The sequence below is a fragment of the Streptomyces sp. NPDC104313 genome (genome assembly GCF_055583985.1).
In genome coordinates this window covers 266,349-285,738 of sequence record NZ_JBVJMW010000006.1, presented here as the reverse complement: position 1 = coordinate 285,738, position 19,390 = coordinate 266,349, and the positions used below count along the sequence as shown (strand labels likewise).

The 19,390-nt window shown below is 72.1% G+C and carries 21 protein-coding genes; 10 read left to right on the top strand and 11 right to left on the bottom strand.

The window, feature by feature from the left end; all coding sequences use genetic code 11:
- Nucleotides 1-72: 72 nt before the first annotated feature.
- Together ACZ60Q_RS16965 and ACZ60Q_RS16960 are read left to right on the top strand one after the other, a co-directional pair.
- On the top strand, nucleotides 73-1,200 hold the full coding sequence (locus ACZ60Q_RS16965; protein WP_469634535.1) for a magnesium and cobalt transport protein CorA: 1,128 nt from the start codon (nucleotides 73-75) through the stop codon (nucleotides 1,198-1,200).
- 34 nt (nucleotides 1,201-1,234) lie between these two features.
- Nucleotides 1,235-1,768, top strand: coding sequence for a hypothetical protein (locus ACZ60Q_RS16960; protein ID WP_469634532.1), 534 nt, complete (start codon nucleotides 1,235-1,237; stop codon nucleotides 1,766-1,768).
- 98 nt (nucleotides 1,769-1,866) lie between these two features.
- Here the strand turns inward: ACZ60Q_RS16960 and ACZ60Q_RS16955 are convergent, their stop codons facing one another.
- Complete coding sequence (locus tag ACZ60Q_RS16955) at nucleotides 1,867-2,634, bottom strand: hypothetical protein (protein WP_469634529.1); 768 nt, start codon at nucleotides 2,632-2,634, stop codon at nucleotides 1,867-1,869.
- A 244-nt stretch (nucleotides 2,635-2,878) separates the two neighbouring features.
- Here ACZ60Q_RS16955 and ACZ60Q_RS16950 point away from each other — a divergent pair, with 244 nt between their 5' ends.
- The 3 genes from ACZ60Q_RS16950 to ACZ60Q_RS16940 are packed head-to-tail and all read left to right on the top strand — an operon-like array spanning nucleotide 2,879 to nucleotide 5,880.
- Nucleotides 2,879-4,153 carry a magnesium transporter MgtE N-terminal domain-containing protein gene (locus ACZ60Q_RS16950; protein ID WP_469634527.1) on the top strand — a complete coding sequence of 425 codons (1,275 nt, stop codon included), beginning with the start codon at nucleotides 2,879-2,881 and terminating at the stop codon, nucleotides 4,151-4,153.
- Entirely contained in the window at nucleotides 4,143-4,703 is a 561-nt protein-coding gene (locus tag ACZ60Q_RS16945; RefSeq protein ID WP_469634524.1) for a DUF1003 domain-containing protein, read from the top strand. Before ACZ60Q_RS16950 ends, ACZ60Q_RS16945 begins: the two co-directional genes overlap by 11 nt.
- A gap of 43 nt (nucleotides 4,704-4,746) precedes the next feature.
- Nucleotides 4,747-5,880, top strand: coding sequence for an Mrp/NBP35 family ATP-binding protein (locus ACZ60Q_RS16940; RefSeq protein WP_469634521.1), 1,134 nt, complete (start codon nucleotides 4,747-4,749; stop codon nucleotides 5,878-5,880).
- Nucleotides 5,881-5,973: 93 nt separating this feature from the next.
- Here the strand turns inward: ACZ60Q_RS16940 and ACZ60Q_RS16935 are convergent, their stop codons facing one another.
- The 5 genes from ACZ60Q_RS16935 to sigE form a co-directional block, all read right to left on the bottom strand.
- Nucleotides 5,974-6,633, bottom strand: a complete 660-nt coding sequence (locus ACZ60Q_RS16935; protein ID WP_469634518.1) for a hypothetical protein — start codon at nucleotides 6,631-6,633, stop codon at nucleotides 5,974-5,976.
- Nucleotides 6,634-6,758: 125 nt separating this feature from the next.
- Nucleotides 6,759-7,247, bottom strand: coding sequence for a sec-independent translocase (locus ACZ60Q_RS16930; protein WP_469634515.1), 489 nt, complete (start codon nucleotides 7,245-7,247; stop codon nucleotides 6,759-6,761).
- Between the two features lie 119 nt (nucleotides 7,248-7,366).
- On the bottom strand, nucleotides 7,367-9,304 hold the full coding sequence (locus ACZ60Q_RS16925) for a S1C family serine protease (RefSeq protein WP_469634512.1): 1,938 nt from the start codon (nucleotides 9,302-9,304) through the stop codon (nucleotides 7,367-7,369).
- 89 nt (nucleotides 9,305-9,393) lie between these two features.
- Entirely contained in the window at nucleotides 9,394-10,446 is a 1,053-nt protein-coding gene (locus tag ACZ60Q_RS16920) for an anti-sigma factor family protein (protein ID WP_469634509.1), read from the bottom strand.
- Nucleotides 10,443-11,204, bottom strand: coding sequence for an RNA polymerase sigma factor SigE (sigE, locus tag ACZ60Q_RS16915; protein ID WP_469634507.1), 762 nt, complete (start codon nucleotides 11,202-11,204; stop codon nucleotides 10,443-10,445). The genes ACZ60Q_RS16920 and sigE overlap by 4 nt, the downstream gene beginning before the upstream one ends.
- Nucleotides 11,205-11,382: 178 nt before the next feature.
- On the opposite strand from sigE, the gene ACZ60Q_RS16910 reads away from it, so the two are divergent.
- Nucleotides 11,383-12,048 carry an O-methyltransferase gene (locus ACZ60Q_RS16910; protein WP_469634505.1) on the top strand — a complete coding sequence of 222 codons (666 nt, stop codon included), beginning with the start codon at nucleotides 11,383-11,385 and terminating at the stop codon, nucleotides 12,046-12,048.
- 103 nt (nucleotides 12,049-12,151) lie between these two features.
- Here the strand turns inward: ACZ60Q_RS16910 and ACZ60Q_RS16905 are convergent, their stop codons facing one another.
- On the bottom strand, nucleotides 12,152-12,319 hold the full coding sequence (locus ACZ60Q_RS16905) for a DUF3117 domain-containing protein (RefSeq protein ID WP_003966491.1): 168 nt from the start codon (nucleotides 12,317-12,319) through the stop codon (nucleotides 12,152-12,154).
- 315 nt (nucleotides 12,320-12,634) lie between these two features.
- Here ACZ60Q_RS16905 and chcB point away from each other — a divergent pair, with 315 nt between their 5' ends.
- The gene (gene chcB, locus ACZ60Q_RS16900) at nucleotides 12,635-13,447 is read left to right on the top strand and encodes a 2-cyclohexenylcarbonyl CoA isomerase (RefSeq protein WP_469634502.1); all 813 of its coding nucleotides are present in this window, start codon (nucleotides 12,635-12,637) and stop codon (nucleotides 13,445-13,447) included.
- A 7-nt stretch (nucleotides 13,448-13,454) separates the two neighbouring features.
- Here chcB and ACZ60Q_RS16895 read toward each other — a convergent pair whose 3' ends face one another.
- Nucleotides 13,455-14,051 (bottom strand): DNA-3-methyladenine glycosylase I, encoded by a 597-nt coding sequence (locus ACZ60Q_RS16895; protein WP_469634499.1) that lies wholly within the window; start codon nucleotides 14,049-14,051, stop codon nucleotides 13,455-13,457.
- Entirely contained in the window at nucleotides 14,048-14,500 is a 453-nt protein-coding gene (locus ACZ60Q_RS16890) for a DivIVA domain-containing protein (RefSeq protein WP_469634496.1), read from the bottom strand. Before ACZ60Q_RS16890 ends, ACZ60Q_RS16895 begins: the two co-directional genes overlap by 4 nt.
- A 75-nt stretch (nucleotides 14,501-14,575) precedes the next feature.
- On the opposite strand from ACZ60Q_RS16890, the gene folP reads away from it, so the two are divergent.
- Nucleotides 14,576-15,448 (top strand): dihydropteroate synthase, encoded by an 873-nt coding sequence (folP, locus tag ACZ60Q_RS16885; protein WP_469634493.1) that lies wholly within the window; start codon nucleotides 14,576-14,578, stop codon nucleotides 15,446-15,448.
- Between the two features lie 115 nt (nucleotides 15,449-15,563).
- On the opposite strand, the gene ACZ60Q_RS16880 is transcribed toward folP, so the two are convergent.
- A complete protein-coding gene (locus ACZ60Q_RS16880) occupies nucleotides 15,564-16,349 on the bottom strand; it encodes an LOG family protein (protein WP_469634490.1) in 786 nt (261 codons plus the stop codon).
- A gap of 106 nt (nucleotides 16,350-16,455) precedes the next feature.
- The gene (gene dapE / locus ACZ60Q_RS16875; RefSeq protein ID WP_469634487.1) at nucleotides 16,456-17,535 is read right to left on the bottom strand and encodes a succinyl-diaminopimelate desuccinylase; all 1,080 of its coding nucleotides are present in this window, start codon (nucleotides 17,533-17,535) and stop codon (nucleotides 16,456-16,458) included.
- Nucleotides 17,536-17,596: 61 nt separating this feature from the next.
- Here dapE and ACZ60Q_RS16870 point away from each other — a divergent pair, with 61 nt between their 5' ends.
- Both ACZ60Q_RS16870 and ACZ60Q_RS16865 read left to right on the top strand, forming a co-directional pair.
- Nucleotides 17,597-18,526, top strand: a complete 930-nt coding sequence (locus tag ACZ60Q_RS16870; protein ID WP_469634484.1) for a hypothetical protein — start codon at nucleotides 17,597-17,599, stop codon at nucleotides 18,524-18,526.
- A 290-nt stretch (nucleotides 18,527-18,816) separates the two neighbouring features.
- Entirely contained in the window at nucleotides 18,817-19,302 is a 486-nt protein-coding gene (locus tag ACZ60Q_RS16865; protein ID WP_469634481.1) for an ATP-binding protein, read from the top strand.
- Nucleotides 19,303-19,390: the final 88 nt, after the last annotated feature.

Genomic DNA, 19,390 nt, shown 5'->3' with positions numbered 1-19,390 from the left:
GGACGTGAGCCCACGTCCTCGTTCCGGGCTGTGCCACGCCCTCGCCGACGGCCCTCCGTGAAGGAGCCAGCCATGTCGATGATCCGTGACCTGCGCGCCGCCGTGCGCCCGTCCCTGCGCCCGTCCCTCGTGAAGAACAGCGCCCCCTACAGCGCGTACGACACCACCCGCGACCCCTCCGTCTCCAGCGCCGTCGTCGACTGCGCCGTCTACCGCGACGGCCGCCGGCTGGCGACGCCGGCGCCCCCGACGCCGCACGAGGCGATGCTCCAGGTGCGGGAGGAGGGCGGCTTCGCCTGGATCGGCCTGCACGAGCCGACCGAGGCCGAATTCGCGGGCATCGCCCGGGAGTTCGGGCTGCACCCGCTGGCCGTCGAGGACGCCGTCCACGCCCATCAGCGGCCCAAGCTGGAGCGCTACGACGACACGCTGTTCACCGTCTTCAAGACGATCCACTACGTGGAGCACGCCGAGCTGACCGCGACCAGCGAGGTCGTGGAGACCGGCGAGGTGATGTGCTTCACCGGCCCGGACTTCGTCGTCACCGTCCGGCACGGCGGCCAGGGCTCCCTGCGCGCGCTGCGCCACCGTCTCCAGGACGATCCGGAACTGCTCGCCAAAGGACCCTCCGCCGTCCTGCACGCCATCGCCGACCATGTGGTCGACGGGTACATCGCGGTGGCCGAGGCGGTGCAGGACGATATCGACGAGGTGGAGATCGATGTCTTCTCCACCCCGGCCAAGGGCACCCCGCGCGGTTCGGACGCGGGCCGCATCTACCAGCTCAAGCGCGAGGTGCTGGAGTTCAAGCGGGCCGTCTCGCCGCTGTTGCGGCCCATGCAGCTGCTGAGCGAGCGCCCGATGCGGCTGATCGACCCCGACATCCAGAAGTACTTCCGCGATGTCGCCGACCACCTCGCCCGGGTCCAGGAGGAGGTCCTCGGCTTCGACGAACTGCTGAACTCGATCCTCCAGGCGAATCTGGCGCAGGCGACCGTCACGCAGAACGAGGACATGCGCAAGATCACCTCCTGGGCGGCGATCATCGCCGTGCCGACGATGATCTGCGGCGTCTACGGCATGAACTTCGAGCACATGCCCGAGCTGCAGTGGAAGTACGGCTATCCGCTGGTGCTCGGCGTCATCGGGGTGGTCTGTTTCTCCATCCACCGCATCCTCAAGCGCAACGGCTGGCTCTGAGTCCCCGCCTCGGTCGCTGAGTAAGCTCGCGCCCATGACTGACGCCGCCGCGCCCGATGCCGCCGCCCTGCTGGAGAGGGCCCTCGTCGAGGAGGCCACGAAGAAGTCCGGTCTCGTCTGGGTGCGTGGCGACGGGCCGGCCCGTGCCGTCTGGCACGTCTGGCACGACGGCGCGGCGCACCTGGTCGGCGGCGGTCCCGGCGAGCAGCCGCTGCCCGAGGGACTGGCCGACGGCGGCCGGGCCGAGGTGACCGTACGCAGCAAGGACAAGGGCGGCCGGATCGTCGCCTGGACCGCGGCCTCCCGTTTCCTCCCGCCGCACTCCGAGGAGTGGGAGGCGGCGGTCGCCGAGCTGAAGGGCAAGCGGCTGAACGCGCCGGACGCCGAGTCGATGACGGAGCGGTGGGCGCGCGAGTGCACCGTGGTGCGGCTGACACCCGAGACCGTCAGCACCACGTTGCCGAACAGCTCCCTGGCGGCCGTCCCGCTGCCGACCGGGGCCACCACTCGGCAGCCCGCTCCGGCAGCGCTCCCCCGGCTGCTGCTGAAACGCCGCGGGAGGCACTGAGTCGACCGGGAGGCACTGAGCCGACCGGGAAGCGCCGAAGCGCCGCGGGAAACCGCTGGAGCGTCGCGGGAAACGCTGAGCCGAGTGGTCCGGTTCGCTCAGCCGGATGATGAGGGGAGCTGACCGCCGTAGTCGACGGTGTCGTCCTCCTGCGGCGCCTCCAGGGGGAAGGCCTGGCCCCAGTCGGCGAGCGTGACCGTGCCCCCGCCGCCGCCCCGGGCCACCCGGATCGGATAGGGCTGGTCCTCCAGCGAGACGTCGAACGCCCCGCCCTCGCCCTTGCCGCCCAGGATCTGGATGGTGCGCTGCCCGGCGACCGTGTCCCGGCCACCCTTGTTGACCTTTCCGTTCAGCGCGAGAATCCCGTCGAGCAGGACCTTCTTGTCGGTGAAGCCGCGCAGCTGGCGGTAGCTGGGGTCGCCCTCGGGGACCTTCACATACTTGCCGCCCAGCTTGTCGGCGGCCGCCACGTCGGAGGACTTGCCCCCGCCGCCGCTCTCCTCATGGGTCCAGAACTCCGCGGGCGCCTTCAGGTAGAGCTCGTCGTCCACCCGCAGCAGGGCGAAGCTCTGCTGCTTGGAGGTCACCGAGCCCATGCCGCCCTCCGCGTTGAGCCTCATCTCCAGCCGGTAGGTGCCGCCCTTGCTGACGAGCGTGCCCGACAGGCGTACGGCACTCGCCGTTTCGGCCGCCGCTCTGGCCTTCTCGTCGATCTCGGCGGCGGAGAGTTTGGCGACGCCGTTGGTCCCCTTGTCCGGGTCCTCCTCCGTGCCGCAGGCGGCCAGGGCCGCGGTGAGCCCTCCGCACAGCACGAGAGCGAGGGCGGTCCGGCGATGGTTCCGCACGGCCGGGGCGAAAGAGGTCACGGGCGCACTGCCTCTCAACTGCGATCAGGGGTGGCAGACGGCAGCGTACCCGGGCGGCGCGCACCGTCCGGCAGCCAGCCGCACGGACGGGTCCGCCGGGGCGCGGTGCGGCGGTTCGGGCTAGCCTGATCCCGGCGTACCGGCGAATCCGCCGGTCGGCGGAGTCGGTCCGGGACGGTCGGGCGCGGACGGCCACGCGGAGCGTGACGACACGGTGGACACGGACGGGCGAAGGAGGCCGAGGATGGCGGCAGTCACCCCCAGGGTCTTCGTCTCGCACCTGTCCGGCGTACCCGTTTTCGACCCGAACGGGGACCAGGTCGGCCGGGTCCGTGATCTGGTGGCGATGCTGCGGGTCGGCGGACGCCCGCCGCGCATCCTGGGCCTGGTGGTCGAGGTGATCAGCCGCCGGCGGATCTTCCTGCCGATGGCCCGGGTGACGGGCGTCGAGTCCGGCCAGGTCATCACCACCGGCGTCGTCAACATGCGGCGCTTCGAACAGCGGCCCACCGAACGTCTCGTCCTCGGCGAGTTCCTGGACCGGCGGGTGCGGCTGGTGGAGGGCGACGAGGAGGTCACCGTCCTGGACGTGGCCATCCAGCAGCTGCCGGCCCGCCGCGACTGGGAGATCGACAAGTACTTCGTGCGCAGGGGGCGCGGCGGGGCGCTGCGCCGCAAGGGCGAGACCCTGACGGTGGAGTGGTCGGCGGTCAGCGGCTTCTCGCTGGAGGAGCACGGCCAGGGTACGGAGAGTCTGGTCGCCACGTTCGAGCGGCTGCGGCCCACCGATGTGGCGAACGCCCTGCACCACCTCTCGCCCAAGCGCCGGGCGGAGGTCGCCGCCGCCCTGGACGACGACCGGCTCGCCGACGTCCTGGAGGAGCTGCCCGAGGACGACCAGGTGGAGATCATCGGCAAGCTCGCCGAGGAGCGGGCCGCCGACGTCCTGGAGGCGATGGACCCCGACGACGCGGCCGACCTGCTCTCCGAGCTGCCGGAGGAGGACAAGGAACGGCTGCTGGCGCTGATGCGGCCGGACGACGCCGCCGACGTCCGCCGTCTGATGTCGTACGAGGAGCGGACGGCGGGCGGTCTGATGACGACCGAGCCGATCGTGCTGCTGCCCGACGCCACGGTGGCCGACGCGCTGGCCCGGGTGCGGCAGGCGGACCTGTCCCCGGCGCTCGCCGCGCAGGTGTACGTGTGCCGCTCCCCCGACGACACCCCGACCGGGAAGTACCTCGGCACGGTGCACTTCCAGCGGCTGCTGCGCGTCCCGCCGTTCACCCTGGTCAGCTCGATCGTCGACAGCGACCTGGTGCCGCTGCCGCCGGACACCCCGCTGCCGACGGTCACCAGCTATCTCGCCGCGTACAACATGGTCTCGGTGCCCGTCGTGGACGAGAGCGGTTCGCTGCTGGGCGCGGTGACCGTGGACGACGTCCTGGACCACCTGCTGCCGGACGACTGGCGTGAGACGGACCTGCACGGGGAGGAGGGGATCGGTCATGGCGGGTGATGAGCGGGCGAAGGCGGCGTCGACCGGCGCCTCGGGCCTGGTGCGGCCCCCTCGCACTAGGCTGGACCAGCCGAAGGACCCGCGCCGGCGGCTGCTGCCGGAGTACGACCCGGAGGCGTTCGGCCGGTTCTCGGAGCGGATCGCGCGCTTCCTGGGGACCGGGCGGTTCATCGTCTGGATGACGCTGATCATCATCATCTGGGTGCTGTGGAACATCTTCGCGCCGGGGGACTTGCGCTTCGACCGGTACCCGTTCATCTTCCTGACGCTGATGCTGTCGCTCCAGGCCTCCTACGCCGCGCCGCTGATCCTCCTCGCGCAGAACCGGCAGGACGACCGCGACCGGGTCACGCACGAGCAGGACCGCAAGCAGAACGAGCGGTCCATCGCCGACACCGAATACCTGACGCGGGAGATCGCGGCCCTGCGCATGGGCCTGGGCGAGGTCGCCACCCGGGACTGGATCCGCTCGGAACTCCAGGACATGGTGAGGGACATGGAGGACCGGCAGGTGCTGCTCCCGGCCGAGAGTGACGAAGGCGACCGCTGAGGGGCTGCCCGCCCGTGGTACTCCGCGCCGTAACATCGTCCGTATGGCTACGGAAGACGCGGTGCTTGAGGCACTGTCGACAGTGAACGACCCGGAGATCCACCGCCCGATCACCGAGCTGGGCATGGTGAAATCGGTCGAGATCGATCCTGACGGTGTAGTCGCTGTCACGGTGTATCTCACGGTCTCCGGGTGTCCGATGCGCGAGACGATCACCCGGAACGTGACCGAGGCGGTCGCCCGGGTCGAGGGCGTCTCGCGGGTCGAGGTGACCCTCGACGTCATGAGCGACGAACAGCGCAAGGACCTGGCGAGCTCGCTGCGCGGCGGCACCGCCGAGCGGGAGGTGCCCTTCGCCCGGCCCGGCTCGCTGACCCGGGTGTACGCGGTCGCCTCCGGTAAGGGCGGCGTCGGCAAATCCTCGGTGACGGTGAACCTCGCCGCGGCGATGGCGGCCGACGGGCTGAAGGTCGGCGTCGTGGACGCTGACATCTACGGGCACAGCGTGCCCCGGATGCTCGGTGCGGACGGCAAGCCCACCCAGGTCGAGAACATGATCATGCCGCCGTCCGCGCACGGCGTGAAGGTCATCTCCATCGGCATGTTCACCCCGGGCAACGAACCCGTGGTCTGGCGCGGTCCGATGCTGCACCGGGCGCTCCAGCAGTTCCTCGCCGATGTGTACTGGGGCGACCTGGACATCCTGCTCCTGGACCTGCCGCCGGGCACCGGCGACATCGCGATCTCGGTCGCGCAGCTCGTGCCGAACGCGGAGATCCTGGTCGTCACGACCCCGCAGCAGGCGGCGGCCGAGGTGGCCGAGCGGGCCGGCTCGATCGCCGTGCAGACCCACCAGAAGATCGTCGGCGTGGTGGAGAACATGTCGGGCATGCCGTGCCCGCACTGCGACGAGATGGTCGACGTGTTCGGCTCGGGCGGCGGCGCACGGGTCGCCGAGGGGCTGACGCGGACGATCGGCGCCGAGGTGCCGGTGCTCGGCTCGATCCCGATCGACCTACGGCTGCGCGAGGGCGGCGACGAGGGCAAGCCGGTCGTCCTGTCCGACCCCGACTCCCCGGCCGGCAGCGCGCTGCGCTCGATCGCGGAGAAGCTGGGCGGCCGTCAGCGCGGCCTGTCGGGCATGTCGCTGGGGATCACTCCGCGCAACAAGTTCTGACACCCGTACGGAACCCGGCGCCGGTACGGAGCACGGGGGCGGTACGGAGCACGGGGGCGGGCCGGTGGTCGACCGGCCCGCCCGTCTGCGTCGCTACGCGTACGTCGCGATGTCCTTGACGGCCGCGAAGCCGAGACCGTACGCGCTCATCCCCCGCCCGTACGCCCCGATATGGACGCCCTCGTGGGCGGATCCGGCGAGGACCCAGCCGAACTCGGACTCGCGGTAGTGGAACTCCACCGGCACCCCGTCCACCGGGAGGGAGAGCGTCGACCAGGGCGCGCCGGCGAGGTCGTCGGCGAGGGTGAACGCCGTCTCGGTCTGCTGGTCCAGCCATTCGTCGCGCAGGGTGTGGTCCATCTGCGGCGGCCAGGTGTACGCCAGCAGGCCGGAACCCGCGAGCCAGGCCGCCGAGGACACCGTGGTGGCGTCCAGCACGCCCGTACCGTCGCCGCTGCGTCTCACCGGGCTCGCGGCCACGGTGATCACCGCCGCGAACCGCTCCTTGTCGGCGGAGCCGTCCGACTTCACCGACGGCTCGTCGCCGTGTCCCGTCGCGCCGTGCTGCACCGTGCCGTCCGCCGCGGTGCCGACCTGCATCAGCCAGCGCGGGCCGGTGAAGGCCTCGTCCAGCCCGTACCAGGGGAAGGTCGCTTCCAGGTAGCCGTCGACGGTACGCCGCGTCGTCGGCACCTCCTCCGCCGTGGCCGTGCCCGGGACACCGTCCGTATCACTCCGACTCGTCGTCTCCATCTGCGCGGCCGCCTCCTCGATCAGTCATGATCCGGAGCGGCCCGCCCCCCGCGGGCTTGGGCATCCTCGCAACCGGACAGATGGAGAATAGCCATACCGTCCGGACGAGTCGGGATTGACCGGGGTCAGGTGGCGTCTGCGTCGAACGGCGGGCGCTCGGGCTGCGTCTGCTGCGGGGTCTTCTTCAGCAGGTCAGGACCGGTGTCGCCGGTCTTGGTGAGGCTGGTCGCCGAGCCGCCCGCCGAGCCGTTCGCCGCACTGTTGGCGGTATCGGACGCGGCCGGGGTGCGCCCGTTGACCGCGTCGGTGACGTCGGCCAGGTCCTGGCGCAGGTCGAAACTCTCGCGGATCTCCTTCAGCCCCAGGGCGTCGTCGCCGTCCATCAGCTGCTTGCGGACGAACGTCTTGGGGTTGAGGTCCTCGAACTCGAAGTCCTTGAACTGCGGGCCGAGCTCCGAGCGGATGTCTTCCTTGGCGCTGTCGGAGAACTCGCGGATCTTACGGATGGTGCGCGTGACGTCCTGGATCAGCTTGGGCAGCTTGTCGGGGCCGAAGACCAGCACGGCCAGCACCCCGAGCGTCAACAGCTCCAGTGCGCCTATGTCATTGAACACCTTGTTGCTCCTCGTGTTCTCCGCGTGTTCTCCGTGCGATCGCGGCCCGGGTCTCCCAGCTGCCCGGACCGCTCAAAGGTACCTGTCGAAGGTGTCCGGGCGGTACCTCGCGGTGGCCGTCAGGTGCCGCTGGCCGAGCCGAGCGTCAGGGTCACCGTCCGCTCCTCGCCGCCGCGGGTCAGCTTGAGGTCGAGCTCGTCGCCGGGGCGGTGGGCGCGGATCTTCACGATCAGCTCCTCGCCGCTGTGCACCCGCCGGCCCTCGACGTGGGTGATGATGTCGCCGGACTCGATGCCCGCCTCGGCCGCAGGGCCGTCCTTCGCGACGGCGGGCGCGCCGTCGGCGCCCTTCGTGCCGACCTTGGCCCCGTCGCCGGTGTACTTCATGTCCAGCGTGACGCCGATGACCGGGTGGGTGGCCTTGCCGGTGCTGATCAGCTCCTCGGCGACGCGCTTGCCCTGGTTGATGGGTATCGCGAACCCGAGGCCGATGGAACCGGACTGGCCGCCCGCCTCGGGGCCCCGGGCGCTGTCGGCCGCGCGGATGGCGCTGTTGATGCCGATGACGTGGGCCTGTGTGTCGACCAGCGGTCCGCCGGAGTTGCCCGGGTTGATCGGCGCGTCGGTCTGGAGGGCGTCGACGTAGCTGATGTCGCTGCCGTCGCCCTTCTCGCCGCCGGCGGTGATCGGCCGCTGCTTGGCGCTGATGATGCCCGAGGTCACCGTGTTGGACAGATCGAAGGGGGCGCCGATGGCCACCACCGGGTCGCCTACCTGGACGTTGTCGGAGTTGCCGAGCGGCAGGGGCTTGAGCCCGGAGACCCCGCGGACCCTGACGACCGCGAGGTCGTAGCCGCTGTCCTTGCCGACGAGCTCGGCGGAGGCCGTCTCGCCGCTGCTGAACGTCACGGTGATGTCCCCGCTGGACCCGGCCGGGGCGACGACGTGGTTGTTGGTGAGGATGTGGCCCTGGCCGTCGAGGACGAAGCCGGTGCCCGTGCCGGACTCGGCGGTGCCGCTGACATGCAGGGTGACCACGCTGGGCAGGGCGCTGGCGGCGATGCCGGCGACGCTCTCGGGTGCCCGGTCGCCGTCGCCGCGGCCCGCCTGCGGCAGCTCGACGGTGGTCAGGCCGCCGTTGCGCTCGATGTACGCGCCGACCCCGCCGCCGATGCCGCCGGCGACCAGGGTGAGCAGGAGCACTCCCATGAACGCCCCGCCCCGGCGCTTCTTCCTGCGGCCGGGCTCGGCGCCCTCGGGGGGTCCCGGCCGGGTCAGCGGCTGCCCCGGAGCACCCCACGGGTCGTACTGGAGCCACTGCGTGTGCTGCTGCGCGTGCGGCTGCTGAGCCGGATGCGGTGCGGGGTGCTGCCCCTGAAGCTCTGGGGCACCCTGCGACGGCTGCGGTGCGTGGGCTCCATGCGCCGGGTGGGGCCCGGGGGCCGCCGTGGGCTGGGCGGGCGCCTGGGGCTGTGCGTGGGGCCCTGGGGGCGCGAAGGCGTCGGCGGGCTGGGCGTGCGGGGGCGTGCAGCCGTCGGCGGGCGCGGATTGCGGTGCCAGGGCGGGCGTCGACGCGGGGGCCGGGATTCCGGCGCCCGCCGTCTCGGCGTACCGCGGGGGCGGTGCTCCGGCCCCCGGCGGTACGAAGGTGCCGTGGGCCGGGGTGGGCCGCTGCACCGGCGGGGCGGGCGCCCAGGGGCCGGGACCGCCGTAGGGCGGGGTGCTGTACTCGTCGGGCTCGTGCAGCGGGGTCCCGGACGGACGGGGGCGCGGAACCTCCTGGCCGTCGTGTGCCTCCGGCCGGCCGGAGGCACCGGAGGGCGGGGCCGGAGCAGCCTCCGGAACAGGGTTCGTGTCCGGGGCCGGAGCAGCCTCCGGAACCGGGTTCGTGTCCGGGGCCGGGGGCGTGGCCGGGCCCGGGATCGTCGGCTCACGGTCCTCGGCCGGCGGAGCGTCCGACGGGGCCGGCCCGCTGTCCGGCTCCGTGCGGTCGGCACGCCCCGCCGTGGGGCGGCTCCACCACTTCGCCTGCGGCCCGGTGGGCTTCCCGTCGTCCATGCTCTCCCCGCAACTGGCCTCTGTACGCCCCACCGAGGCGTCCCTCACCGGAATTCAACCAGGTTTGCGAATCCCCGCGCAGGGTCCGGTCAGGGCCGGGGGGAAAGGGGGCTTGCCAGATCGTTGGCGGGCGAGCCCGGGGACGGCCCCGAGGAGGGGACCGTCTTCGGCGCCGCACCGCTGCCGAGCGCCGCCGCCAACAGCGGGGTGCCGGACATCGCCGGGCGTATCAGAGGCGACACGGACACGTTCAGCACGGGGAAGGTGAAGGGGTGTCCGCCCGAGGCCTGGACGCCGAACAGCGGCGGAGCGGTCGGCGGCCCCTGCCGGTTCACCGGAGGGGTGCCGACCGGAACCACCGGTGTCGTACCGGTGAGCGTCGAGGGCATCCGGTTCGTCCCGGCGGGGGCCGTGCCGGACGCGGGCCGCTCGGCCGGCCGGCCGTCGCCGGTCACCGCGAGGGCGCCGCCGCCCTGGCGGCTGACCGCTTTCGCGCCGTTCTCGGCTCGGGTCGCGGCGTCGAGCGGGTTGACGTTGCTCCCGGCGCCCTCGGCGCGCAGGGCGGATTCGGGGCCGGAGTCCAGCGGAAGGGTGCCGCCCAGCGCGATGGCCGCGAGGGAGACGGCGCTGGCCGCGGCGAACGCGAAGCGCCTCCCGCGCCAGGGCGAGCGGTCCGCGTCACGGGCCACCTCGTGTATGCGCAGGACGGAGCCGGAACCGGGGCCGCCGGTCAGCACGGCGGTGGAGCCGTGGGTGGCGGGGAGGTATCCGAAGCCGTCCAGGGGGGAGGGCGCGATATCGGCGCGGGTGCTGCCGCCGGAGGACCGCAGCCGGGGGAAGATCTCGTCGGCGAAGGGCCCGCGACCGCCGAACGGTCCGCCGGAGCCGGTGTCGTCGCCGCCAGGACCCCCGGGAAGGCCCTGTAGCCGGGCCAGGAACCCCTCGGAGGGCGAGGGTGAGGCGGACATGGCGAAGGCGCTCTTGAGGCGGCGCTGGGCATCGGCCTCGACCTTGCACTTGGCACAGGTCGCCAGGTGGGCCAGGACCCGCTCGCGGGCGTCGTGTTTCAGCTCGCCGTCGACCAGCGCGGCGAGGCGGTCCCCCAGATGCGCTTCCGCGGGGGTGGGTCCTGTGCCGCTCACGCCGTTCCGCCCTCCCCTGCCAGGACCGCGCCCGCCAGGGAGCGCTGCTCGGCGCGGGCCTCGGGCGAACGGTGCTTGAGCGCCTTGCGCAGGTGCGAGCGACCGCGGTGGATACGGCTACGGACGGTGCCGAGCTTCACCCCGAGGGTGGCGGCGATCTCCTCGTAGCTGAGGCCCTCGATGTCGCAGAGGACCACCGCCGCACGGAACTCGGGCGCGAGGGTGTCCAGCGCCTGCTGCACGTCGGCGTCGAAGTGGGTGTCGTTGAAGACCTGCTGCGGGGACGGCTCACGGCTCGGCAGGCGCTCGGCCGCGTCGTCGCCGAGCGAGTCGAAGCGGATGCGCTGCTTGCGCCGGACCATGTCCAGGAAGAGATTGGTCGTGATGCGGTGCAGCCAGCCCTCGAAGGTGCCGGGCGTGTACGTCGACAGCGAGCGGAACACCCGGACGAAGACCTCCTGGGTCAGGTCCTCGGCGTCGTGCTGGTTTCCCGTCAGCCGGTAGGCGAGGCGGTACACACGGCCGCTGTGCGTGCTGACGATCTCTTCCCATGAGGGCGGGGTCCACGCCTGAGAAGCCGCATCGGAGGCGAAGGTCGCGGTTGGTGCGGAGTCTTCGGAAGAACGGTCAGCAATGTTGGTCACGGATTTCGGCTCACCGGCCGACCTGAGGAGACGCCGCAGCATCCCTCCCCGGTCCACAGGCGCAGCCGCACCTCCCCTATCGGCTCTGGTGGTGTCCAGTGGAGCCCCTACCATAGCCACCTCGCCCGTTAGCTCCGGATAAGCCTTTTTCCCTGCTGGGGCCGGGCGTCGCCCGGGACTTTCCCGCAGTTCGCCGGTCCGATCGGCGGACCCGGTCACCACGCTTTCCCCACTGCTTGCACAACGCCCGGTCCCATCTGCGGGTTCCCGGGTTCAGCGGATACAGTCACCGTTGCGCCAACTACGGGGACAGGAGAGGGCCATCACCGCCAACCGGCAGACGAGCTGGGCGTTCGCCGACGCCTTTGTCGCCGAGGACGAAGCACTGCACGGGGCCCGGGACCGGGCTCGCGAGCTGGGGCTTCGCTCGGTGTCACCGGGCACCGGTGCCGCGCTGCGCCTGCTGGCAGCCGCCGCGGACGCCAAAGCGGTGGCGGAGATCGGCACGGGCACCGGCGTGTCCGGCATCTATCTCCTGCACGGAATGCGGCCGGACGGGGTCCTGACCACGGTGGACCCCGAGCCCGAGCGTCAACAGTTCGCCCGGGCGGCGTTCCGCGAGGCGGGCTTCGCCACCAACCGGGCCCGGTTCATTCCCGGCCGCGCCCTGGACGTCCTGCCCCGGCTCGCGGACGGCGGTTACGACCTCGTCTTCTGCGACGGCGACCGACTGGAGAGCCTCGATGTGCTCGCTGAATCGTTGCGCCTGCTGCGGCCCGGCGGGCTGGTCTGCTTCGAGGGCGTCTTCGCGGACGGCCGCACGGTCGACTCCGCGGCCCAGCCGGCCGAGGTGCTGCGGCTGCGGGAGCTGCTGCGGGCGGTGCGCGAGAGCCAGGAGCTGATGTCGACCCTGCTGCCGGTCGGTGACGGCCTGCTCTGCGCGGTCCGGCGCGGCTGAGCGCGCAAAACCTCATGGTGAACACGTAGAACCTCAGCAGGACGCACCACTGCCCGGTACGGAATCCGTACCGGGCAGTGGTGAAGGTGATGGGCGTTCCGCCTCAGCCGACGACCTTCTTCAGCGCGTCGCCGAGGGCGTCGGCCTCGTCCGGAGTCAGCTCGACAACAAGCCGACCGCCGCCCTCGAGCGGAACGCGCATGACGATGCCCCGCCCCTCCTTTGTCACCTCGAGCGGGCCGTCGCCCGTCCGCGGCTTCATGGCCGCCATGCTCGTTCCCCTTCCTGAAACCAGCTCATCGCAACCGGCGGCCCCATGACAGGTGCTGCCTCACCGGCATCGAACACATTGCTTCTTCGCCATTATCCCGCATCAAGGACCCCGATGACCAACATCGGTCTGCATCGCTTGCGCAACGCACTCTCTCAAAACCACCCAATTCGGCGATCCGGCTGCGATACTGCGCCGCCCAGGACCCCCAGGTGAGAGCCAATTGTTAGACGCAGGTCACATCTCTGCCCAGCTCCGGATCGGCCATGCTTGCCAGCAGTGGCAACGATGCCCGAGCAGCGAGGGGATACCGGAATGGCCGACGAGCCGGCGAACACCGTCCTGTACGACGTGAGCGAAGGTCTCGCAACGATCACGATCAACCGACCCGGCGCGATGAACGCCATGAACACCGCGGCGAAGGTCGCGCTGAGGGACGCGCTGCTGGCGTCGACGCAGGACGCGGGGGTCCGGGCGGTGCTGCTCACGGCCACCGGGCGCGCCTTCTGCGTCGGCCAGGACCTCAAGGAGCACGTCGCCACGCTCGCGGCCACCCGCGAGGCGGGTGGCGGGAACGCGCTGAGCACGGTGTGGGAGCACTACAACCCGATCGTGCGGGCGATCACCAAGATGGCGAAGCCGGTCGTCGCCGGGGTGAACGGCGTCGCGGCGGGTGCCGGATTCGGATTCGCGCTCGCGGCCGACTACCGGGTGGTCGCCGACACCGCCTCCTTCAACACCTCGTTCGCGGGCGTCGCGCTCACCGCCGACTCGGGCGTGTCCTGGACCCTGCCCCGGCTGATCGGGCAGAGCCGCGCCGCCGATCTGCTGTTCTTCCCGCGGTCGATCTCCGCGCAGGAAGCGTGGGAGCTGGGTCTCGTCAACCGGGTGGTCCCCGCGGCCGAGCTGGCCGAGCGGGCGACGGCGGTGGCCCGTGCCCTGGCGGACGGCCCCACGGTGGCGTACGCGGCGCTGAAGGAGTCGATGGCGTACGGCGCCGGGCACACACTCGCCGAGGCGCTGGAGAAGGAGGGCGAACTCCAGACCCGGGCGGGCGCGTCGCAGGACCACACCATCGCTGTGGAGGCGTTCCTGGCCAAGGAGAAGCCGGTCTACCTCGGGAGGTAGCCGCGGCTCAGCGCGGCGCTCCCCCGCCGCCGCGCGCCACGCAGTCCGCGAGGTGGTCGTCGACCAGTCCGCAGGCCTGCATCAGCGCGTAGGCGGTGGTGGGGCCCACGAAGCGGATCGAGCGCTTCTTCAGCGCCTTGGCGAGCGCGGTGGACTCCGGCGTGACGGCCGGGACGTCCGTCAGCGTGCGCGGGGCGGGGCGGGCGGCCGGGTCGGGGGCGTAGGACCAGATCAGCTCGTCGAGCTCCCCTTCCGCCCAGTCGGCGAGCACCTTCGCGTTGGCGAGGGTCGCGTCGACCTTGGCCTTGTTGCGGATGATCCCCGGGTCGGCCAGGAGCCGTTCCCGGTCGGTGTCGGTGAACTCGGCGACCGCCTCGATCCGGAATCCCTCGAACGCGGTACGGAAGGTCTCGCGGCGGCGCAGGATCGTGATCCAGGAGAGCCCGGACTGGAAGGCCTCCAGGCAGAGCCGTTCGAACAGGGCGTCGTCCCCGTGGACCGCCCGGCCCCACTCGGTGTCGTGGTAGGCGAGGTAGTCCTCGGCGGACAGGCCCCACGGGCAGCGCAGCCCGCCGTCGGGGGCGGCCACGGCGTCGCCGCTCATCGCCCGTCCTCCTCGGTGCGGTCCGGGCTGTCCGCCTGGTCGCCCGGCTCCGCGCGCCGGTCGCCGAGCTGCTTGAACAGATCGGTGCCCGTGCTCACCGCGGTCGCCTGCACCCCGGCCAGGGCGGATTCCAGCTCGGCGATCCGGGCGTCGCGCTCGGCCAGTTCGGCGCCGAGCCTGGACAGCGCCTCGTCGACGTCCGCCATCCGGTAGCCGCGGGGGGCCATCGGCAGGCGCAGCGCCTCGACGTCCGCCCGGCCGACCGGGCGGGTCGCGGGCAGCGGATCGGTGAACCGGTCGGGCGGGACGTCCCTGAGCACCGCGCTCCCACCGCCCCCGACCACCGCGAGGGTGACCGCGGTGACGACCACGACCATCGTGAGCAGCAAGAACCAGAACACGCGCATCTCCCCGGGGGCGGAAACCTCGTCCGGCTCCGATCGTGCCATGCGACACGGACAAGTCGGGGCCGGCCCGATAAGGCCTTAGGGTCGCAAGCGGGCTATCTGAGGAGGAAACACGGGATGCGAAGCGGTGCACTCAGGCTGGGGCGGCGGGAATTCGGTCCGCACGAGCCGGTGATCATGGCGATCGTGAACCGGACCCCGGACTCCTTCTACGACCAGGGCGCCACCTTCGGGGAAGAGCCGGCGCTGGCCCGGGTCGGGCAGGCGGTGTCCGAGGGCGCCGCGATCATCGACATCGGCGGGGTGAAGGCAGGTCCCGGTGAGGAGGTGAGCGCCGAGGAGGAGGCTCGCCGCACGGTCGGGTTCGTCGCCGAGGTCCGCCGCCGTCACCCCGACGTGGTGATCAGCGTGGACACCTGGCGGCACGATGTGGGCGAGGCGGTCTGCGAGGCCGGCGCGGACCTGCTGAACGACGCGTGGGGCGGGGTCGACCCGAAGCTGGCGGAGGTCGCCGCGCGGTACGGGGCGGGCCTCGTGTGCACGCACGCGGGCGGCGCGGAGCCGCGGACCCGGCCGCACCGGATCGCGTACGAGGATGTGATGGCGGACATCCTGCGGGTGACGGTGGGGCTGGCCGAGCGGGCGGTGGAGCTCGGGGTACGGCCGGACGGGATCATGATCGATCCGGGTCACGACTTCGGGAAGAACACCCGGCACTCGCTGGAGGCGACACGGCGGCTCGGGGAGATGACGGAGACCGGGTGGCCGGTGCTGGTGTCCCTGTCCAACAAGGACTTCGTGGGCGAGACGCTGGACCGGCCGGTGAAGGAGCGGGTGATCGGGACGTTGGCCACGACCGCGGTGTCGGCGTGGTTGGGGGCGCGGGTGTACCGGGTGCATGAGGTGGCGGAGACGCGGCAGGTTCTGGACATGGTGGCGTCCGTCGCCGGGCATCGGCCTCCGGCCGTGGCCCGGCGGGGACTCGCGTAGTTCTGCCGCCTGCCCGGCGGGCGGGGTCCCGGGGCGCTGCCCCGGAACCCCGCTCCTCAAGCGCCGGGCGGGCCGAGGGCGGCCGGCCCCGGGTCGAGGGGCGCCGGGCCGCGGGTCAGCGCCCGACCTCCTTCGTGACCAGCATCACCGCTTCCTCCACGTCGTCCGTCACGTGGAAGAGCAGCAGGTCCTTCTCCGAGGCCTTGCCCTGGGCCACCACCGTGTCGCGGAGCCAGTCGATCAGGCCGCCCCAGTAGGCCGTGCCGAACAGGACGATCGGGAAGCGGGTGACCTTGCCGGTCTGGACGAGGGTCAGCGCCTCGAAGAGTTCGTCCAGGGTGCCGAGGCCGCCGGGCAGGACCACGAAGCCTTGGGCGTACTTCACGAACATCGTCTTGCGGACGAAGAAGTAGCGGAAGTTGACGCCGATATCGACGTGCGGGTTGAGGCCCGACTCGAAGGGCAGCTCGATGCCGAGGCCGACCGAGACGCCCTTCGCCTCCCGGGCACCCTTGTTCGCGGCTTCCATCGCGCCCGGGCCGCCGCCGGTGATCACCGCGAAGCCCGCGTCGACCAGTGCCTTTCCGAGCTGGACACCGGCCTCGTACTCCGGCGATCCGTCCGGGGTGCGGGCCGAGCCGAAGACGCTGATCGCGCTCGGCAGTTCGGCCAGCGCGCCGAAGCCCTCGACGAACTCCGACTGGATCCGCATCACCCGCCAGGGGTCGGTGTGCACCCATTCGGAGTCGCCCTCGGAGTCCAGCAGCCGCTGGTCGGTCGTGCCGGGCTGGACCTGCTCCCTGCGGCGCAGGACCGGGCCCAGCCACTGTTCCCCGGGGCTGACCGCACCCTCGGGAGCCTCCGCGCTCTCGGGGATCCGTGCGTCCTCGGCGTCGCCCATGTTCCGCTCCCTCCACCGACCCGCGTCGCGCCGGTCGTGTCGTACTGCGTAAGGCCAGCGTAGATCGGCGGAGGTTACGTGCGGGGAAATGCCGTGCGTCTGCCCGTCAGCCGGTCAGCCAGGAGCGCAGCCGGTCCTCGCAGTGGGTGATCCTCGCGACCGCCACGTGCTCGTCGCGCTTGTGGGCGTACATCGGGTCGCCGGGTCCGTAGTTCACCGCGGGAACGCCGAGCGCGCCGAAGCGGGAGACGTCGGTCCAGCCGAACTTGGGCCGGGCGGTGCCGCCGACGGCGGTCATGAACGCCTGGGCGGCGGGGTGGGACAGTCCGGGCATGGCGGCGCCGGAGTGGTCGTCGATGACGATCTCGGCCACGCCGCAGTCGGCGAAGACCTCGCGGACGTGGGCGATGGCCTCCTCCTCGCCGCGGTCCGGGGCGTAGCGGTAGTTGACGACGACGGTGCAGGCGTCCGGGATGACGTTGGTGGCGACGCCGCCCTCGATGCCGACGGCGTTGAGGCCCTCGTGGTATTCGAGGCCGTCGATGACCGGGCGGCGGGGCTCGTACGCGGCGAGCTTCGCGAGGATCGGGGCGGCGGCGTGGACGGCGTTGGAGCCCATCCAGCTGCGCGCGGAGTGGGCCCGCTCCCCCGCTGTCCGCAGGTGGACCCGGAGCGTGCCCTGGCAGCCGCCCTCGACCTCGCCGTCGGAGGGCTCCAGCAGGACCGCGAAGTCTCCTACGAGCCAGTCGGGGTGGGCGTCGGCGATGTGGCCGAGGCCGTTGAGGTGCGCGGCCACCTCTTCGTTGTCGTAGAAGATGAAGGTCAGGTCGCGGTTGGGCTCGGGGACCGTCGCGGCGATCCGGAGCTGGACGGCTACGCCGGACTTCATGTCGGAGGTCCCGCAGCCCCAGAGGATCCCGTTCCCGTCGAGGCGGGAGGGGACGTTGTCGGCGATCGGCACGGTGTCGATGTGCCCGGCGAGGACGACACGCTCGGCGCGGCCCAGATTCGTGCGGGCGACGACGTTGTTGCCGTGGCGGTCGACGGTGAGGTGGGGCAGGGCACGCAGGGCCGATTCGATCGCGTCGGCGAGGGACTTCTCCTCCCCGCTGACCGAGGGGAAGTCGACGAGCCGGGCGGTGAGCGCCGGTCCGTCCAGGGTGAGGTCAAGGGTGCTGTCGGCCATGGACCCGACCCTAAGGGACTTGGGTATCGGCCCCGGCCGGGACCTCCAGTACGGTGGGCTCGTGCCCCGGAAAGCCAGCCCCGCCCGCCGCAGCCGCCTCATTCGATGCGCGGCGGGCTTCGCCGTGCTCGCGGCCCTGGGCGGCTATCTGACCGTGCGGTACGACTCCTCCGGTTCGAAGAACCCGCCGCACTGTGTCGTGGAGGCGACGGGCGGGGACGAGGGCGAGACCCAGCGCTACGAGATGAGCCTGGCCCAGGCGGTGAACGCGGCGACGATCTCCGCGGTCGGCACCACCCGGGGCATGCCCGAGCGGGCGGTGACGATCGCCCTGGCCACCGCGCTCCAGGAGTCCACGCTCCGCAACATCGACTACGGGGACCGGGACTCTCTGGGGCTGTTCCAGCAGCGCCCGTCACAGGGCTGGGGCACTCCCGAGCAGCTCATGGACCCGGTCTACTCCTCCGGTGAGTTCTACGACCATCTCGCCGAGGTTCCCGGCTACTCGCGGCTGCCGCTGACCGTGGCCGCGCAGCGTGTGCAGCGCAGCGGGTTCCCGCAGGCGTACGCGAAGCACGAGCCGGACGCCGCGCTGCTGGCCGCCGCGCTGACCGGGCGCAGGCCGGCCTCGCTGAACTGCACCCCGTCGACGGCTACGGCAAAGGGGCCGGGGGACGCCGCGCAGGTGCGGGCCGAGCTGGTACGCGCCTTCGGCAAGGGCGTGCTGCCGGGCACGGTGGCCGCGGGCGCGTCCGCCGCGTCGACCGTCTCGGTGCCCGTCCCGGCGGCCGCGGCGCGGTCTAAGGAGAAGACGGCTCCGCAGCGCGGCTGGGAGCTGGCGCACTGGGCCGTGGCGCAGTCCGAGGCGCTGCGGATCGAGCGCGTGAGCTTCGCGGACCGGGTCTGGGACGCAGGTACGGGCTGGCGGACGGAACGCGTGAAGAGTGAGAAACCGGGCACGACGGCGGTCAGGATCCAGGTCGTTCAGTAGTACACCCCGTCACCCGTACGGGCCCTGGGGGCCATGACTCCGGACGTTCTCCGCGCACCCCGTCACGACCCTGGTGGAGCGCCCCTGTTCCCTTGCCGCCCAAGGGAAGTGACGATTCATCGGACGGTGGCGGTATGGATTGTTTGCCCGGGTTCTTCCACTGCGGATAATCGGACGCATTGCTCAGTCTTTACCTTTGCCCACCGCAACCTCCCCCTCCCCCGAAGCGGTTGTCAGTGCGTCCGATCACCGGACAGACAGATTCGCGCACCACCCGCTGAAGGAGCATCATGTCCCTCCCCCTGACCCGTCGGATCGCTCGCGCCGCACTGCTGATCGCCGCAGGCGCAGCCCCCGTGGTCGGTGCGGCCGGCGCCGCGAGCGCCGCAGAGCTCCCGGCGACCCCGGACCTGGGCGGACTGACCGCGCTGGACGGCGCCGGTCTCGGCGACACCGTGGACAGCGCCGTCCAGCAGGGCACCCAGGCGGCCGGCGACACCGGTGGCCGGCTCGTCGGCACGGCGCTCCCGGCCGCGGGCAAGACCGTCGGCAAGTCCGCCGGGGTGGCCATCCCGGCCGCCCAGGAAACCGCCGGCCAGGCCGCGGGCAACGCGGGCCAGGCCGTGGGCGGCGTGGCCGGGGCGGCCGGCGGCGGCCTGCCGACCGACGCGCTCACCCAGGGCGGCCTGCCCACGGACGCGCTCGGCGGTGGCCTGCCCACCGACTCCCTGACCAAGGGCGGCCTCCCGCTGGGCGGCCTCCCGATCGGCGGCTGATCCACCGCGGTACCGCAAACGCGTCGAGGGCCTCGGGAGTGCGCACTCCCGAGGCCCTCGACGCGTTGCGCCGCCGCGCGACGACGGC

Coding starts and splice junctions, on each gene's coding strand:
- ACZ60Q_RS16965 (WP_469634535.1), top strand. CDS start 73: ATGTCGATGATCCGTGACCTGCGCGCCGCCGTGCGCCCGTCCCTGCGC.
- ACZ60Q_RS16960 (WP_469634532.1), top strand. CDS start 1,235: ATGACTGACGCCGCCGCGCCCGATGCCGCCGCCCTGCTGGAGAGGGCC.
- ACZ60Q_RS16950 (WP_469634527.1), top strand. CDS start 2,879: ATGGCGGCAGTCACCCCCAGGGTCTTCGTCTCGCACCTGTCCGGCGTA.
- ACZ60Q_RS16945 (WP_469634524.1), top strand. CDS start 4,143: ATGGCGGGTGATGAGCGGGCGAAGGCGGCGTCGACCGGCGCCTCGGGC.
- ACZ60Q_RS16940 (WP_469634521.1), top strand. CDS start 4,747: ATGGCTACGGAAGACGCGGTGCTTGAGGCACTGTCGACAGTGAACGAC.
- ACZ60Q_RS16935 (WP_469634518.1), bottom strand. CDS start 6,633: ATGGAGACGACGAGTCGGAGTGATACGGACGGTGTCCCGGGCACGGCC.
- ACZ60Q_RS16925 (WP_469634512.1), bottom strand. CDS start 9,304: ATGGACGACGGGAAGCCCACCGGGCCGCAGGCGAAGTGGTGGAGCCGC.
- sigE (WP_469634507.1), bottom strand. CDS start 11,204: ATGGTAGGGGCTCCACTGGACACCACCAGAGCCGATAGGGGAGGTGCG.
- ACZ60Q_RS16905 (WP_003966491.1), bottom strand. CDS start 12,319: ATGGCGGCCATGAAGCCGCGGACGGGCGACGGCCCGCTCGAGGTGACA.
- chcB (WP_469634502.1), top strand. CDS start 12,635: ATGGCCGACGAGCCGGCGAACACCGTCCTGTACGACGTGAGCGAAGGT.
- ACZ60Q_RS16895 (WP_469634499.1), bottom strand. CDS start 14,051: ATGAGCGGCGACGCCGTGGCCGCCCCCGACGGCGGGCTGCGCTGCCCG.
- ACZ60Q_RS16890 (WP_469634496.1), bottom strand. CDS start 14,500: ATGGCACGATCGGAGCCGGACGAGGTTTCCGCCCCCGGGGAGATGCGC.
- folP (WP_469634493.1), top strand. CDS start 14,576: ATGCGAAGCGGTGCACTCAGGCTGGGGCGGCGGGAATTCGGTCCGCAC.
- ACZ60Q_RS16880 (WP_469634490.1), bottom strand. CDS start 16,349: ATGGGCGACGCCGAGGACGCACGGATCCCCGAGAGCGCGGAGGCTCCC.
- dapE (WP_469634487.1), bottom strand. CDS start 17,535: ATGGCCGACAGCACCCTTGACCTCACCCTGGACGGACCGGCGCTCACC.
- ACZ60Q_RS16865 (WP_469634481.1), top strand. CDS start 18,817: ATGTCCCTCCCCCTGACCCGTCGGATCGCTCGCGCCGCACTGCTGATC.